General features: G+C 37.7%; 18 protein-coding genes. 13 read left to right on the top strand and 5 right to left on the bottom strand.

What is annotated here, in order from left to right; all coding sequences use genetic code 11:
• Positions 1–148: 148 nt before the first annotated feature.
• From FY048_RS18835 to FY048_RS18825, 3 genes are read left to right on the top strand one after another with little or no spacing between them, the layout of a single operon-like run.
• A complete protein-coding gene (locus tag FY048_RS18835) occupies positions 149–652 on the top strand; it encodes a YfiR family protein (RefSeq protein ID WP_016140167.1) in 504 nt (167 codons plus the stop codon).
• 5 nt (positions 653–657) lie between these two features.
• Entirely contained in the window at positions 658–1,881 is a 1,224-nt protein-coding gene (locus tag FY048_RS18830) for a diguanylate cyclase domain-containing protein (protein WP_446092152.1), read from the top strand.
• A gap of 14 nt (positions 1,882–1,895) precedes the next feature.
• Complete coding sequence (locus FY048_RS18825; RefSeq protein WP_446092151.1) at positions 1,896–2,375, top strand: OmpA family protein; 480 nt, start codon at positions 1,896–1,898, stop codon at positions 2,373–2,375.
• Positions 2,376–2,422: 47 nt separating this feature from the next.
• On the opposite strand, the gene FY048_RS18820 is transcribed toward FY048_RS18825, so the two are convergent.
• The gene (locus FY048_RS18820; RefSeq protein ID WP_446092150.1) at positions 2,423–3,433 is read right to left on the bottom strand and encodes a metallophosphoesterase; all 1,011 of its coding nucleotides are present in this window, start codon (positions 3,431–3,433) and stop codon (positions 2,423–2,425) included.
• Between the two features lie 106 nt (positions 3,434–3,539).
• Between FY048_RS18820 and FY048_RS18815 the strand changes: the two genes are divergently transcribed.
• Entirely contained in the window at positions 3,540–5,165 is a 1,626-nt protein-coding gene (locus FY048_RS18815) for a phospholipase D family protein (RefSeq protein WP_016140164.1), read from the top strand.
• On the opposite strand, the gene FY048_RS18810 is transcribed toward FY048_RS18815, so the two are convergent.
• A complete protein-coding gene (locus FY048_RS18810; protein WP_446092149.1) occupies positions 5,166–5,975 on the bottom strand; it encodes a lysophospholipid acyltransferase family protein in 810 nt (269 codons plus the stop codon). It lies immediately after the preceding gene.
• 214 nt (positions 5,976–6,189) lie between these two features.
• Here FY048_RS18810 and hflX point away from each other — a divergent pair, with 214 nt between their 5' ends.
• The 4 genes from hflX to FY048_RS18790 all read left to right on the top strand — a co-directional run bounded on the left by hflX (position 6,190) and on the right by FY048_RS18790 (position 9,149).
• On the top strand, positions 6,190–7,533 hold the full coding sequence (gene hflX / locus FY048_RS18805; RefSeq protein ID WP_446092148.1) for a ribosome rescue GTPase HflX: 1,344 nt from the start codon (positions 6,190–6,192) through the stop codon (positions 7,531–7,533).
• 33 nt (positions 7,534–7,566) lie between these two features.
• A complete protein-coding gene (locus FY048_RS18800; protein WP_005299915.1) occupies positions 7,567–7,938 on the top strand; it encodes a hypothetical protein in 372 nt (123 codons plus the stop codon).
• A gap of 10 nt (positions 7,939–7,948) precedes the next feature.
• The gene (locus FY048_RS18795; RefSeq protein WP_446092147.1) at positions 7,949–8,623 is read left to right on the top strand and encodes an LrgB family protein; all 675 of its coding nucleotides are present in this window, start codon (positions 7,949–7,951) and stop codon (positions 8,621–8,623) included.
• A gap of 82 nt (positions 8,624–8,705) precedes the next feature.
• Positions 8,706–9,149, top strand: a complete 444-nt coding sequence (locus FY048_RS18790) for a DUF2147 domain-containing protein (protein WP_446092146.1) — start codon at positions 8,706–8,708, stop codon at positions 9,147–9,149.
• A gap of 58 nt (positions 9,150–9,207) precedes the next feature.
• On the opposite strand, the gene FY048_RS18785 is transcribed toward FY048_RS18790, so the two are convergent.
• From FY048_RS18785 to pdxA, 3 genes are read right to left on the bottom strand one after another with little or no spacing between them, the layout of a single operon-like run.
• Complete coding sequence (locus FY048_RS18785) at positions 9,208–10,050, bottom strand: symmetrical bis(5'-nucleosyl)-tetraphosphatase (RefSeq protein WP_446092145.1); 843 nt, start codon at positions 10,048–10,050, stop codon at positions 9,208–9,210.
• A complete protein-coding gene (gene rsmA, locus FY048_RS18780; RefSeq protein ID WP_446092144.1) occupies positions 10,051–10,863 on the bottom strand; it encodes a 16S rRNA (adenine(1518)-N(6)/adenine(1519)-N(6))-dimethyltransferase RsmA in 813 nt (270 codons plus the stop codon).
• Positions 10,864–10,886: 23 nt separating this feature from the next.
• Complete coding sequence (gene pdxA, locus FY048_RS18775) at positions 10,887–11,870, bottom strand: 4-hydroxythreonine-4-phosphate dehydrogenase PdxA (protein ID WP_446092143.1); 984 nt, start codon at positions 11,868–11,870, stop codon at positions 10,887–10,889.
• Positions 11,871–12,043: 173 nt separating this feature from the next.
• Here pdxA and rplM point away from each other — a divergent pair, with 173 nt between their 5' ends.
• The 5 genes from rplM to FY048_RS18750 all read left to right on the top strand — a co-directional run bounded on the left by rplM (position 12,044) and on the right by FY048_RS18750 (position 14,817).
• Positions 12,044–12,472 (top strand): 50S ribosomal protein L13, encoded by a 429-nt coding sequence (rplM, locus tag FY048_RS18770; RefSeq protein ID WP_003656097.1) that lies wholly within the window; start codon positions 12,044–12,046, stop codon positions 12,470–12,472.
• 12 nt (positions 12,473–12,484) lie between these two features.
• On the top strand, positions 12,485–12,871 hold the full coding sequence (gene rpsI / locus FY048_RS18765) for a 30S ribosomal protein S9 (RefSeq protein ID WP_016140156.1): 387 nt from the start codon (positions 12,485–12,487) through the stop codon (positions 12,869–12,871).
• Between the two features lie 174 nt (positions 12,872–13,045).
• Positions 13,046–13,699 (top strand): glutathione S-transferase N-terminal domain-containing protein, encoded by a 654-nt coding sequence (locus FY048_RS18760; protein ID WP_446092142.1) that lies wholly within the window; start codon positions 13,046–13,048, stop codon positions 13,697–13,699.
• A 6-nt stretch (positions 13,700–13,705) separates the two neighbouring features.
• On the top strand, positions 13,706–14,140 hold the full coding sequence (locus FY048_RS18755) for a ClpXP protease specificity-enhancing factor (protein WP_446092141.1): 435 nt from the start codon (positions 13,706–13,708) through the stop codon (positions 14,138–14,140).
• A gap of 17 nt (positions 14,141–14,157) precedes the next feature.
• Positions 14,158–14,817 carry a hypothetical protein gene (locus tag FY048_RS18750; protein WP_446092140.1) on the top strand — a complete coding sequence of 220 codons (660 nt, stop codon included), beginning with the start codon at positions 14,158–14,160 and terminating at the stop codon, positions 14,815–14,817.
• The last annotated feature ends 40 nt before the right edge of the window (positions 14,818–14,857 follow it).

Below are 14,857 nucleotides of genomic sequence, written 5' to 3'. Positions count from 1 at the left end.
CTTTTTTCTTCTATTTTGTGAAAAAAGTCATATATATGCCTTTTTTTTAGGCACTTCAGTCAACTTTAGATGAGATATTAAACTTTTTTTACTTTATCAACTTCATGTAGAATAGATTATTCGTGCAATAGTTTGGCATTAACTCACCATGTGGCAGTTCGCTAAAAAAGTATTTGTTTGCATACTTGTAGTGTTTGCTACGAGTGGGCCTTGTTATGCCAATTCAAAACATAACTTCTATGTGCTTACTTTATCTATTCTAAGCTACAGTAAGTGGGAGAATGTGAATACTCCTACTCTTTGTGTTATTGATAATCCCTCCATTACATCTACCTTTCAATCTTATATCCAGCAAATGTCTTATAATTATCGTGTTCAAACTGTAAACGCGAAAGATTTTGCTCGATCACATTGTCAGGCTGTTTATTTCTCTACTACTACGCCCCAGCAACAACAAAGTCTTATTCAGAACTATCCTTATCGTTCTTTACTTTCTTTAAGCATTAATAATTCAGAATGTGAAATAGGAAGTATCTTTTGTTTATATAACCAAAATAATTACACTACCTTTAAAGTTAACCTAGACGCTTTAAGTCACTCCAAAGTTCATATTGATCCGAGAGTATTGCTCTTGGCCAAGAATGCGGAGTAAGGGTCATGATATCAAAGTTGTATCAGTCCACTTCATTACATGCTTTATTTAGAAAATCTCAATTTACTATTTTCGCAATTACTTTCTTTATTTGCTCTTTTACGTTTGTATCAATTTCTGTTTTTACAATGGAAACTTACGCCAAACAAAACTTACAATTGCTTAGCCATACTCTGCTAGAGCGTATTCAGCCCGCAGTTGTATTTAATGATAAAATTACAATAGAGCAAATTTTGAATGAATATACGAATGATCATTCAATTCGTACTATTCATATTTATGATTCAGAACATCATTTAATTGCACAAAGTTTTAAATTATCAAGTCAGACTTCAATTTTAGAGGGCTGGTTTGATCATTGGTTTTTAAATGAACCTGTTCATCTTACAATTTACCATCATGAACAAAATGTAGGTGAGCTCACGCTTTTTGGTAGTTCTGAAAAAATATTGCAATTCCTCAAAATGATTATGGTGGGGCTTGCAATTGCGATGTTGTTTATTGTTTGCGCTTTGTGGTGGTCAGTAAACTTAACTTATCGTCAAATTATGCAGGCTATTTATCCACTTACCAATATTGCTCAGATTGTAAGTGAACAAAAAGCTTATAATCTTCGTTTTCCTTATAATCGTATTAAAGAATTTCAAGATTTAAATACCGTTTTTAACGAGTTACTTGAAGAAATTCAGATATGGGATAACCAGCTACAAAAGGAAAATCGTAAATTATCCTTTCAGGCTCATCATGACCAACTCACCTTATTGCCTAATAGACATTATTTTTATCAAGTTCTCTTAGACATGTTTGAAGATAAGGGGTTTGATAACAAGTCTGCTTTATTATTTATAGATAACAATAACTTTAAAGCGATTAATGACCAGTTTGGACATTTGGCTGGAGATGAAGTTTTAAAAGAAATGGCAAATCGTCTGCAAACTCGTCTACGTCATCAAGATTTTATCGCACGATTAGGCGGCGACGAATTTGCTGTCATTTTGCATTCCATTAGTCATGCTGATCATTTAATATCTATTGCTGAAAATTTACTCGAAAGCTGTAAAGAACCTTTGCATCTGAATGGTCAAACCATTTACTTCAGTTTTAGTGTGGGTATTGCTTTATCACAATTTGCATCTAGCCCCGAAGATTTCATTATGCAAGCAGATCAGGCAATGTATAAGGCTAAAACTTCGGATGAACACTGGTTTATCTATAAACCTGAAAATTAAATTTAGGCTAATCTATGAATACAAGATCTTTGAAACTCTCCTTTATTGCATTGCTATGCATTACTCTTGCAGGGTGCCTGAGTTTTGGTCCATTAAAATATCGTCAGGTAAAATTGCTTAAGAAAGAAGGTTTTGTTCTTACTAATGAAGGATGGACTCTGGGTTTACCTGAACGTTTGTTATTTGACTTTAATAATGCAGAGTTAAAACAGAGCCATGAAGCTGAGTTAGTGCGTCTAGCAAATCAATTGAATAAATATGATCTAAATAAATTGAAAATTGTGGGTCATACTGATGATGTTGGTGATGCTGCCTATAATCAAAAGCTGTCTGAAGAACGTGCGCAAAGTGTGGCAAATCTTTTCTTAGCTCGCGGGTTTAAGAAAGAAAATATCTATGTGATTGGTCGTGGTTCAACGCAACCTTATGTTCCAAATACAACCAATGAAAATCGTGCGATTAACCGACGTGTTGCTATTATCGTTATTCCATAATTTTTCAATTTACAAAAAAGCCAATCCTTTGTGATTGGCTTTTTATTTTAAACTAACTCAATAATATCAATGGTTGGTGGCACTCTAAAACGTAAAGGAATTCCGACCATTCCTGTGCCAATGGTAACAAAGACATCTGCATGTTCGTGGGAATAAAGCCCTCTTTTATGCCCTAAAATTGATACTTTTTTCATAATATAGTTAGTTAACCACGGAAGCTCTACCTGCCCTCCATGTGTATGCCCTGACAACATTAATGGACGATTCGGTAATTTAGGCACCATATCAACCGTATCAGGATTATGGGACAAAATTAACCAAGGTTTGTCTTGGGGTAAATCTGGCATAGAACGCATATCAGTTTTCCCAGCCCAAAGATCGCCAATACCAATCAAACGAAATTCTTCAAAATCAACTATTTTGCCTTCGATATCGACAACTTCATTATAAAACAAGGCATCTTTTAATAATTGTTGAATCGGTGGGCCAGGATATTGCTCATCATGATTGCCAGGAACCGAATAAACAGGTGCCTGAATTTCTTTTAAAACACTTAACTCTTCAATTAGTCTATCTTCTGGCTCATAGGTCCAGTCACCTGCCACAACCACTAAATCTGGTTGCTGCTCATTTAGTTTTTTAACTATTGTTTTTAGCTGACGTTCATGCCCTGAAAATAAACCGATATGTAAATCTGCAATTAAGGCTACTTTTACAGGTTTAGTAAAACTACGATCTGGATTTAAGCGATATTGATGAGTATCGACACGTACAAAATGAGGTTCAATAAATCGGGCGTAGATTAAAACACCACTTAAGAAAAAGATGAAAATACCTTGGTGAATTGAATAATAACCAATCCAAGCGGCGTATAAATTAAAAAACCAGAGCGGAATAAGTAGATAAGAGAGATAAAATGCGAGTAAATGAACAAAAGCTTTAAATGGATGAATCGTCTCGGTCCGAGATTGGTGAATCCAAGCTTCAGAAATCGCCCATAAAGCAAGTATTGAAAATATAAAGTAAAAACAAAAAATAATTGAATTTGGATTCCACATTACGACTCTCGACTTATCTTATATTGATTGCTAGTAATCAAATTCAATATTTATCTTTCAATATGCACGAATTATACTCTAGCTCACGTTATCGTATGTACTGATTATGGCACAATCCTCTCATTCCAAACAGCTTCAAACGAATCAACAAGCTAAAGGCTTTTTGATAAAAGTCTCTATAGTCCTATGTTCTAGTTTTGCTGTGGGTTTGACAGGATGTAGTACTCTGCCAAAACATAGGGCTGAACCATTAGAATATGCAAATGATATCGATACATCGGAGACATCACTTGCTCAAATTGTTACTCCATTACGTCAGCAAAACCCCAAGCTAACCGGTTACCACGTCTTAAATGATCCATTGGAGGCTCTAGCAGCCCGCCTAAGATTAATTGATAAAGCCGAAAAGACTTTAGATTTACAATATTACATTTGGGACAACGACAAAGTTGGTGCTTTAGCCTTGCACGCGATTATTCGGGCTGCTGATCGCGGGGTAAAAGTTCGACTTCTTATTGATGACAATAATGCAAAAAAAATAGAAGGGATTTTACTCGCCCTTTCTCAGCATAAAAATATTGAAGTGAAGCTTTTTAACCCATACCGTTTTCGTAAATATCGTGCGATGGATATGGTTCTTGATTTAAAACGTATCAATCGTCGCATGCATAATAAAAGTTTTATTGCCGACAATGAGGTTGCTCTTATTGGCGGACGGAACATGACAAATCAATATTATAATGTAAGCGATAGCTATCAATTTTCTGATGTCGATGTAATGTTAGTTGGTGCTGCTGTTGATGACATTGTGAATTCGTTTGATGATTACTGGAATCATGAATATGCCTATTCAGTTCAAAGCATCGTAAGTCCTGAGCAACACCGTCTACGTTATGAAGGATTAAAAGAGCAACTCGAAGCTCACTACCAACTAGCAACTGTTCAAAACTTTTTAAACCTCACCGCAAAATCACATGCATTTGATCAATGGTTAAATCGCAGCATTCAATTCGACTGGGTCAAAGCAGAAGTTGTAAAAGACTCACCTGATAAAATCAAATCAAAGGCAAAAAAAGAAGAGCATCTGAATTTCCAGTTAATTAACCATCTAGAAAAACCGGAAAGTAATGTTGATTTAATTTCAGCTTATTTTATTCCTGAAAAACAAGGCGCTAAAATTTTAAGCACGCTTGCTAAAGAAGGCGTTGAGGTGCGAGTTTTAACTAACTCGTTTAAAGCGAATGATGTTGCCGTTGTACATGCCTTTTATGGAAAATACCGTAAAGAACTTCTTAAAAACGGCGTACAACTTTATGAGTTTTTACCTACCCCTGATAAAAGAGATTTAAATAAAAATACTGATGAGCTTGCCACTAAAGCGAAAGTAAATATGAAGGGATTAAGCCGCTCAAGTTTGCATACTAAACTGATGGCATTAGATGAACAGGTTTTTATTGGTTCATTTAATTTTGATCCACGCTCAGCTTATTTGAATACTGAAATTGGCGTAATTTTAGATAGCCCGTCGTTGGCTAAGACAATTCACCATACGATGGATGAAAATTTAAATAAATATGCTTATAAGCTAAAGCTTGACTCGAATAATCATATTTATTGGCAGCAAGAAACGCCCAATGGTCCCTTAATTTATAGACAAGAACCCGAGATGAAATGGTGGCAAAAAGCAGGCATGAAATTTCTTTCATGGCTGCCACTTGAAGGATTTATGTAATTAATTTTTTGGCTTAAGTACTTTTTGATGTAGTTGAGCCAAGCCTTCTACCATTTTTTCTTGAACTTCACGCGTTAAACTCTTCACATCATGCCCTTCCACGGAAATTGGTGGCAAAGTTAACAGATGAGCAGTTACTCTCGGCATTTCAAGTACACGTTGAATATGTTCGGCAAACGACATCTCGCCAATGAATGGAGCAACTGTATCTAATTGTCCATCACGGTTTACATAACAAATTAAACATACCTGTACTGGGCGTTGAGCCTCAATAGCAGCCCCGAGCAAACGACCATGTACTTTCTTAACAGAATGTCCATCTGTAGTCGTTGCTTCAGGGAAAAATAGTACAGGAATATTTTGTTTTAAAAATTCGGTAATTTGCTCACGAATTTTAACGGAATCCCCAGATCCACGCTTAATAAATAAAGTTCCACCGCCTTTGGCTAGATTTCCTAAAATGGGCCAATTTTCAATTTCAGCTTTAGCAAGAAAGAAAACACGAGCACCTGAACCTAAAACAGCAACATCTAACCAAGAAATATGATTACTTACCCATAAGGCAGGTTCTCTAGGAATTGTTCCGTGTACTTCTACATCTAAGTTAAAAACTTGACATAAACGGCGACAAAAATATTGAACATAGCGTGTATTGACTGGATTATTAGGATCTTTATAAAGGCCGTGTCGATAAACTAAATAAAAACCTTCACTAATTGCAGCGGTAGCCGAAGTGACTTTTTTTCCGTACAAACCTATTTTTGATAATTTCTTTAACGTTGAATTAACTATACTTTGCGTTTGAGCCATAAAATTTCACTAACGATCAATCATTGTTATACCCATCTCAAGCATTCTATACGTTTCAGAATAAACTTGCATTGATGATAGAGAACGGGGAAAAAATAAATTCAGACACCTCTAATAGCATTTAACTAATCTAAAGGATAAGAACAAACGCTTTCCCCTTTTGCACAAGTTTCATCTAGAATAAAGTTTTCCCATTTTCAGGATTTACAACCACGTGGAATATGTTGATCGGCATCAAGGCGGTGAACGCACAATTTTAGTGAGTGTTTCAGTACAATTATTAGATGATCTGGATGCCGAAGAGTTTGCTCTACTTGCACAGTCTGCTGGTGCAGATATCCTTGAACATATTAAGGTCCAGCGAAATAAACCCAATCCTAAATTTTTTATTGGTTCAGGAAAAGTCGAAGAAATTGCAGAGCGAGTTCAGGAACTAGAAGCAAGTCTGGTGATTTTTGACCATGCTTTGTCACCCGCTCAAGAACGAAATTTAGAAAGAATATTAAAATGCCGAGTCATTGATCGTACAGGATTAATTTTAGATATTTTTGCCCTACGTGCCCGTACGCATGAAGGTAAATTACAAGTCGAACTTGCACAGCTTAAGCATTTATCTACCCGTCTTATTCGCGGCTGGTCTGCCGACTTTGAGCAACAAAAAGGTGGTATTGGCTTACGTGGCCCCGGTGAAACGCAACTAGAAACAGATCGTCGTCTCATTCGTGTACGTATTGCCCAATTAAAAGATAAATTAGAAAAGGTACATCAAACCCGTATACAAGGGCGTGCTGCAAGACAAAAGGCAGCCATTCCAACTGTGTCGTTAGTAGGCTATACGAATGCTGGCAAATCAACTCTATTTAATATTTTAGCGAAAAGTGATGTCTACGCAGCCGACCAATTGTTTGCAACACTCGACCCAACATTACGCCGTTTGGAATGGGATGGTATTGGTACTGTCGTGTTAGCAGATACGGTAGGTTTTGTACGAAACTTACAGCATGATTTAATTGAATCATTCAAAGCAACACTTGAAGAAACCCTAGAAGCCACGCTTTTACTACATGTCATTGATAGTAATAGTCATGACATGCTTGATCAAATTGAAGCTGTTGAAGGCGTATTAAAAGAGATTGGTGCAGATGCTCCAGTACTTCGGGTATATAACAAAATTGACCTGAGTGGTGAAGAAGCCAAAATTGTTTATGCCGAGCCACATGTACCAGATCGAGTGTATGTTTCGGCTCATGCTGGCCTTGGCCTAGAGTTACTTCAAAAAGCAGTACAAGAATGTTTAATGGGTCAAATTCAAAAGTTTTCTCTGACTCTTAAACCGGCTTATGGCAAATTTCGCACCCAACTTTATGCCTTAAATGTAATTGAGTCTGAACACTATGATGATGCGGGCTTATTACATATTGAGGTACGCATTGCGCCACATAAGTTGGAAAAGCTTATTCGCCAAGCAAAACTGCCCTTAGACGAAATCTTGGGAGAACGCGCTAGTCAATTTAAGCGTCCATTGGAAGAGTTTGAAATCAAGGGCGAGATCAGTTAAAACTCGATAAGTAAACTTTTAGAGATAAAAAATATGGATAAGATCAAAAGTATAGACTGGACAGCATGGGTAGCAACTTTACTACTCATTATTGGTTTTCGTGAAGGCTCTGTCATCGTCATGCGTGCTTTTGGTCATCCAGAATTAGGTAATCTGGTCGGCTTAATCAGCTTACTCACTGTTTTGATTATCTGGAGAAAGTTCAAAAAAATCCCTCTCCGAATAGTCGATACCAATAATAAAATCATGAAAGAAAGTGGTTTTGCTTTTTTACCTGTTTGTGCTGGCTCCTTAATTATGTTGGTGCATATGGGTAAAGAAATTCCACTATTCCTTTTTGTTTTAGTGGTCAGCACCCTTATACCTTTGTGGGTCTATGCAAAAATGGCAAAACGTTGGTTATAAGGAGAATAAAATGTTTACGATTTTCTATGGTTTTTTGATCACACTCATTGGTTATCTGTGTGCAAAACCTTTAAACCGACGCTTTCCACAAGTTCCACTTTTAGTTTTTGGCATGTTTATTGTCATTGCATTACTTTCAATTTTACAAGTTCCTTATGAACAGTACCGCCTTTATGTGAATGAGTTATTTAGTCATTTATTGGGGTATGTGACTGTAGCTTTAGCCATTCCCTTGGCTGCAATGCGTTACGATGATCTTCCAATTAAATCAGTTATTGGTATTTTACTTTTTGCAAGTATTAGCGCCGTTGCTTTGCCTATGGGTCTCGCTTATTTATTGCATATGTCGGAACCTACCGTTCTTGCATTTGCGACCCGTGCGGTAACCACTCCAATCGCACTGAATATCGCAACGTTATTGCATGCTCCTGAAACGCTGGTGACTCTTATTGTTATTTTATCTGGCGTTATTGGAGCAGCGTTTTCACCATTTTTACTTAAACATATTCATGATGAAAGAGCATCAGGTTTAGCCTTAGGTTTAGCTGCGCATGCCATAGGAACAGCTCAAGCGTGGCAACGCGGACCAGTTGCAGGTCGCTACGCTGCATTTGGTATGGCTTTAAATGGTGTATTTACTGCGATTTGGCTCCCGACATTCATGTTATCTTTTGGAATACATTGATTAAAAAGTAGTTTAAATAAACATTGAACCAGTTAACAATTAGAAATAAGATGATCTTTCAAAGTTAAAAGGATTTTTAATTATGGGGAAAATTTTTATTGGAGCTATGCTCTTACTGGGGATTAATACTGCTACATTTGCAGCAGATATTACAGGTCTTTGGCAAACAATTGATGATAAGACAAGTGCTCCAAAAGCACAGGTAGAAATACGAAAAGAAGCAAATGGGACCTATGCTGGAAAAGTTGTTAAAGTTACACCTCGTCCGGGTTATACCCCTAAAGAGATTTGTGATAATTGCCCAGCACCATATACTAATAAACCAATTTTAGGGTTGGATATTGCAACAGGTTTAAAGCAAACAGAGGGTTCTAATTACACAGGCGGGAGAATTTTAGATCCTAACACTGGTAAAGTTTATGGACTTAAAGCCAAACTTAACGCAAGTGGTAAACTTCTCCATCTGCGTGGATACCTTGGGGTTTCGGCATTAGGCCGTAACCAAATATGGATACGTGTAGAATAGTTAAAAAAAGCCGCTTATGCGGCTTTTTTATTTTCACTCATGAAAAGCATTGCTTTTCCTATATTTGCGCAGGATTATCGACAGCAAAGATTTCTTTATCTTCAAGGCGATAAGCCATTAACTTTCTGCCCCAAACACAGCCGCCATCAATATTCTGGATTTGCTCATTGATGCTTCTACCTTCTAGCGCAGCCCAATGACCAAAAATAATCTGATGAGTCTCTGCAGCTTTACTTGGAAATTCGAACCAAGGTAAATAGCCTTCTGGCATTGGCGCATCTAGAGCATCTTTAAAACTGAACTCTAAAGCCCCTTCTGTGTTGGTTAGACGCATACGGGTCAAATAATTAGTAATACAACGTAACCGAGCTGAACCCGTTAAGTCGTCTTCCCACAAATCTGGTTTTGAGCCATACATTTCTGCCAAAAAGGCATCCAATACAGATAAATCTTGATGTGAGAGTACTTCTTCAACCTCTTTTGCAAGCGTTGCAGTTTTTTGAGCATCCCAAATGCAAGGTATGCCTGCATGAGTAAGAATTGTGTGCTCGTTTGGGAATAAACATAAAGGTTGTTTACGCAACCAGTCGATTAACTCATCGCCGTCAATTGCATCAATAACGTCCTGTGTGCGATCTTTTTCTTTAATCTCTTTTAAACCACGCGCGCCAGCAACTAAAGTTAGATCATGATTTCCAAGTACAGTTGCAGCAGCACCGCGATCAGCAAGTTTTTTAACAAAACGTAAGGCACCTACTGAGTTTTCGCCGCGAGCGACCAAATCACCTGCAAACCATAAAAAATCTTGGTCTGGATCAAAACGTATTTCTTTAAGTAAGGCTTTCAGAGCTTCAAAACACCCTTGCACATCGCCAATCACATAATTAAAACGTTTAGTCATTTATGCCACCATTTGATCGGCTAAAGCAACAAATTGAGCAAGTGTTAAAGTTTCAGGACGAGCCATCGGATCAACGCCTGCTTTTTCAAAACCATCTTCAGCGATCATACCTTTAAGACTATTTCTTAGGGTTTTACGACGTTGGGTAAATACATGACCAACCAACCGAGCTAAAGCTTTTTCATCTTTTGCAATAATTGGTTTCTGTTCATATGGAACAAGGCGGAAAACAGCACTCGTTACTTTAGGTGGCGGATTAAATGCGCCAGCTGGCACTTCAAATAAAAACGTAGGTTGGCAATAGTACTGAATCATTACCGACAAGCGACCATATTCTTTTGTATTTGGTTCAGCAGTAATACGTTCAACCACCTCTTTTTGCAGCATAAAGTGCATGTCTTTAACTTTACTGCCAAATTCCAAGAGATGAAAAAGTAATGGAGTTGAAATGTTATAAGGTAAATTACCAACCACACGTAATGGTCGACCATCTTTTACCAGCTCGTTAAAATCATATTTTAATGCATCAGCTTCTATAATAGTTAAACGTTCTGGATGTGGAACGCGTTCTGGTAAGCCTGCCGCTAAATCACGATCTAGCTCAACCACTGTTAATGCATCACACTCTCCAATTAAAGGAGATGTTAATGCGGCCAAACCAGGACCAATTTCGACAACATTTTCACCCGCACGCGGATTCACCGAGCGCACGATTTTGGCAATGACTCGCTGATCATGTAAGAAGTTTTGACCAAAACGTTTACGAGCTTTATGCCCTTCATCTTTCGGGTTTAGGGCATTAATTTGATACATAGAACATTTCCAACATGAAAAATTTAGCTCGCTGCCAAAGATAAAGCTAAATCGACAGCGACATTTAAACTTGAGCTTTTTGCCAAACCGGTCCCAGCCAAAGACAATGCAGTGCCATGATCGACCGAAGTTCGGATGAACGGCAAACCCAATGTAATATTGATGGCCTCACCAAACCCTTGTGATTTTAACACAGGTAAACCTTGATCATGGTACATCGCAAGTACAGCATCAGCATTTTTAAGATGCTCAGGGGTAAATAAGGTATCCGCAGGCAAGCTTAGACTCATTTTAATTCCTTGCGCCCGATAAGTTTCGAGTACCGGATTAATGGTATCAATCTCTTCACGACCTAAATAGCCATCTTCACCCGCGTGAGGATTTAAGCCACACACCAATATGCGCGGATCTATAATTTTAAATTTAGTTTTTAAGTCATGTATTAAAATATCAATGACTTGATGTAACCGCTCTTTGGTAATTGCATCAGCAACATCTCTTAAAGGCAAATGTGTAGTCGCTAAGGCAACACGCAAAGTTTTGGTTGCAAGCATCATGACAACGCGCTTTACCCCTGCAAATTCTTGATAGTATTCAGTGTGACCACTAAACAAAATGCCTGCATCATTAATGACTGACTTTTGTACAGGAGCAGTGGCCACCCCGACACTTTTACCAGACATTGCATAATCAGCTGAACGGCGTAATTGTTCTAATACATAAGCCGCATTAGTTGAATTTAATTGCCCATCAATAACCGCTGTTTCTAAAGGCACATGCTCTATATAAAGCTCACCTATAGATGATGACTCAGCTTGTCCCGTATATTCTACAAATTGAATATCTATCCCTAGTTTTTGGGCACGTTGTTCTAATAAATTTCGGTCACCCAAAACAACAACAGGGCATTCATCAACTCGCTGAGCCAAGCTCAAGCAAATATCTGGACCAATACCAGCCGGCTCACCGGAAGTGACATATAAAGGCAGCACAATCACCCCAGACACATAACGAAAATTTGTTTGATTTTAACATATCCCACATTCATCAGTTTATGGATTAAATTATGTGGCTTAAACTGGATTTTTCTTGTGACTTTGAACAAACTCGTTTAGAATGCTGGCTCCTTTTGTTTGGACAGATTCCATAGTCCAAACCAACTATAATAGGTAGTGGTTTAATGAAAACTCTCAGCGCTAAGCCAGCTGAAGTTCAACATGACTGGTATGTTGTTGATGCTTCTGGCAAAACTTTAGGTCGCCTTGCGACTGAAATCGCTCGTCGTTTACGCGGTAAGCACAAGACTTCTTATACTCCTCACGTTGACACTGGCGATTACATCGTTGTGATTAATGCTGAACAAGTTCAAGTGACTGGTAAAAAAGCGCTTGATAAGAAATATTATCGCCATACTGGTTTCCCTGGTGGTATCCGTGAGACTAACTTCGAGAAGTTAATTGCTCACAAGCCTGAAGCTGTTCTTGAAAAAGCAGTTAAAGGCATGTTACCAAAAGGTCCTCTTGGTTATGCAATGATCAAAAAAATGAAAGTGTACGCTGGTACTGAGCATCCGCATGCTGCTCAACAGCCACAAGTTTTGGACATCTAAGGGATACAGCACATGGCTACTAATTATGGTACAGGTCGCCGTAAGACCGCAACTGCACGTGTTTTCTTGTCAGCTGGTACAGGCAAACTCGTTATTAACAACCGTACTTTAGAGCAATATTTCGGTCGTGAAACTGCTCGTATGGTTGTTCGTCAACCTTTAGAACTTTTAGAAGTTACTGAAAAGTTTGACCTTTACATCACTGTTAAAGGTGGTGGTATGGGTGGTCAAGCTGGCGCAATCCGTCACGGTATTACTCGTGCGCTTATCGCTGCTGACGAAACTTTAAAACCTGTTCTTCGTCAAGCTGGTTTCGTTACTCGTGATGCTCGTGAAGTTGAACGTAAGAAACTTGGTTTACGTAAAGCTCGTAAGCGTCCTCAATTCTCTAAACGTTAATTCGTTTATCGAGTTGGACAAAAAGCCTTGGATTTTTCCAAGGCTTTTTTATTATAAAAATAGAACAATAAAATGCAAACTTATAAATATAAACAAACTATCTCGTTAGAACCGTGATTTCCTAGAGCATTTTTAGTATTCTAATCGATTCACTCAACCACGTCGTCTTGTGATATGTCGGTCGAAAACACCTCTATTCAGGGGATTACCCTTTACAGTCATGCTGATGATTTCCGTTCTCACTGGATTCGTTTCTTATTAGCAGAAAAGCAAATCAAATATCAATTGATCGTAACTGACCATGAAGACGAAGATTTGGCAAGTTTAAATCCTTATAACCAATTGCCGATGTTGGTCGAGCAAAATCTTAAATTATTTTCAGCGCCTATTATTGCTGAATATTTAGATGATCGTTATCGCCAAAGTAAGCTTTACGCCGATGCTCCTATGGCACGTGCAGAGCAGCGTCAATATATATGGAGACTTGAAAATGACTGGTTCAAGTTAGCAGATCACATGTTAAAACATGCTGATTCTTTAAATGTCGAACAAAAGCAAAAAGCCCAAAAAGAATTACGTGAAACTTTAATTTCACTTACTCCCCTATTTCAGCATTTTCCTTATTTTATGTCTGAAAATTTCACAATTTTGGACTGCATGCTTGCACCTATCTTTTTAAGATTAAATAGCATGGGAATCGATTTACCCAAACAGCACTGCCGACCGATACTTTTGTATTGTAAACGTATCTTTGAGAGGCCTTCTTTTGCTAAATCAATGACGGCCCAAGAGAAAAACCGTTACAATGAACTATTAAATATGGAATAGTGTGATATGTCTGAGCAAACTATTGATTTAACCCCTACACGTCCTTATCTTGCTCGTGCAATCTATGAATGGATTTGTGATAACCAGCTTACTCCTTATCTATTAGTGGATGCGACTCAGCCACATACCGATGTTCCACAGCAATTTGTTAAAGATGGCCAAATCGTTTTAAATATCGTGCCTCATGCTGTTCATCAACTTATTATCGGAAATGAAGCTATTACTTTTTCTGCCCGTTTCGGGGGGGCATCAAAAGACATTTATGTACCTATTCAGGCTGTTTTAGGTATTTATGCACGTGAAAATGGACAAGGTTTATTCTTTGATCCTGAAGAATATGCCAATGTCGCGCCTGTAGAAAATACAGTAGAGTCAGAAGTACAAGAAGCAATTGAAACAACATCGACCAAGAAAAAACCAACGTTAAGAATTTTAGATTAAATTTAGAGGAAGAAAGCATGGCATTTGATTTAGTCCAATACTTTGCTGAGCAGATAAAAATTCAAAAGCCTCAGCTTTTAAATCAATATCCAGTTAATGAAAAAAATAAACTGATTGATGAAGTGAATATTCTTGCGCTTGGAAAACTGATTAGTTTATGGCGCCAAGATGACAATAAGATTTATCAAGAAATCAAAGCTGCAGATCCACTTTATATTCAGGAAGTTGCTCGCCATTTAACAACTTCTAAGCATAATCAGTCGACTTTAAAAAATGCAGAACTAGAACAGAGTATTTCTGAAATTTTAACTTTGCAGTTAGCAGAACTTAACCAACTCGATGAAACAGGTGGTTTTGGGCATAATGGTTTAAAAGAATTAATTTTAGGTCAAGTAGAACATTTATCAGGTCAGGCAGAAGATTGGGTTTGGTCAACAAACCATCTAAATGAATTAATTGGTTCTAAACCTGTGGAACAAGAAGAGCTATCATTGGATACAACAATGAAGGAGTTCAACCAAATGGTTCACCAAGCCCAACCTCATCATGATGACTTGCATGTTGAAGAACAAGCTTCTGAGATTTCTGTACCTACATGGTCAAAGATTATTGCCCCTGTCGTTGCTTTAGCAATTTTGGGCTATTTGTACTGTGCTTATACACAATTAATTGCTTAAAAATTTACCTATACAATCAATTAAATGCCACCCATAAAAG

This window comes from Acinetobacter sp. 1124_18A, assembly GCF_052824995.1.
Note: the sequence above shows the minus strand (reverse complement) of the source record. Positions and strands in the feature narration are given on the sequence as shown.

What these genes read in the sequence shown, in the direction of transcription:
- FY048_RS18760 (WP_446092142.1), top strand. Translation starts at nt 13,046, where the DNA reads ATGTCGGTCGAAAACACCTCTATTCAGGGGATTACCCTTTACAGTCAT.
- FY048_RS18835 (WP_016140167.1), top strand. Translation starts at nt 149, where the DNA reads ATGTGGCAGTTCGCTAAAAAAGTATTTGTTTGCATACTTGTAGTGTTT.
- rpsI (WP_016140156.1), top strand. Translation starts at nt 12,485, where the DNA reads ATGGCTACTAATTATGGTACAGGTCGCCGTAAGACCGCAACTGCACGT.
- FY048_RS18815 (WP_016140164.1), top strand. Translation starts at nt 3,540, where the DNA reads ATGGCACAATCCTCTCATTCCAAACAGCTTCAAACGAATCAACAAGCT.
- FY048_RS18800 (WP_005299915.1), top strand. Translation starts at nt 7,567, where the DNA reads ATGGATAAGATCAAAAGTATAGACTGGACAGCATGGGTAGCAACTTTA.
- FY048_RS18795 (WP_446092147.1), top strand. Translation starts at nt 7,949, where the DNA reads ATGTTTACGATTTTCTATGGTTTTTTGATCACACTCATTGGTTATCTG.
- FY048_RS18820 (WP_446092150.1), bottom strand. Translation starts at nt 3,433, where the DNA reads ATGTGGAATCCAAATTCAATTATTTTTTGTTTTTACTTTATATTTTCA.
- FY048_RS18825 (WP_446092151.1), top strand. Translation starts at nt 1,896, where the DNA reads ATGAATACAAGATCTTTGAAACTCTCCTTTATTGCATTGCTATGCATT.
- FY048_RS18755 (WP_446092141.1), top strand. Translation starts at nt 13,706, where the DNA reads ATGTCTGAGCAAACTATTGATTTAACCCCTACACGTCCTTATCTTGCT.
- FY048_RS18810 (WP_446092149.1), bottom strand. Translation starts at nt 5,975, where the DNA reads ATGGCTCAAACGCAAAGTATAGTTAATTCAACGTTAAAGAAATTATCA.
- FY048_RS18785 (WP_446092145.1), bottom strand. Translation starts at nt 10,050, where the DNA reads ATGACTAAACGTTTTAATTATGTGATTGGCGATGTGCAAGGGTGTTTT.
- rsmA (WP_446092144.1), bottom strand. Translation starts at nt 10,863, where the DNA reads ATGTATCAAATTAATGCCCTAAACCCGAAAGATGAAGGGCATAAAGCT.
- FY048_RS18830 (WP_446092152.1), top strand. Translation starts at nt 658, where the DNA reads ATGATATCAAAGTTGTATCAGTCCACTTCATTACATGCTTTATTTAGA.
- rplM (WP_003656097.1), top strand. Translation starts at nt 12,044, where the DNA reads ATGAAAACTCTCAGCGCTAAGCCAGCTGAAGTTCAACATGACTGGTAT.
- FY048_RS18790 (WP_446092146.1), top strand. Translation starts at nt 8,706, where the DNA reads ATGGGGAAAATTTTTATTGGAGCTATGCTCTTACTGGGGATTAATACT.
- FY048_RS18750 (WP_446092140.1), top strand. Translation starts at nt 14,158, where the DNA reads ATGGCATTTGATTTAGTCCAATACTTTGCTGAGCAGATAAAAATTCAA.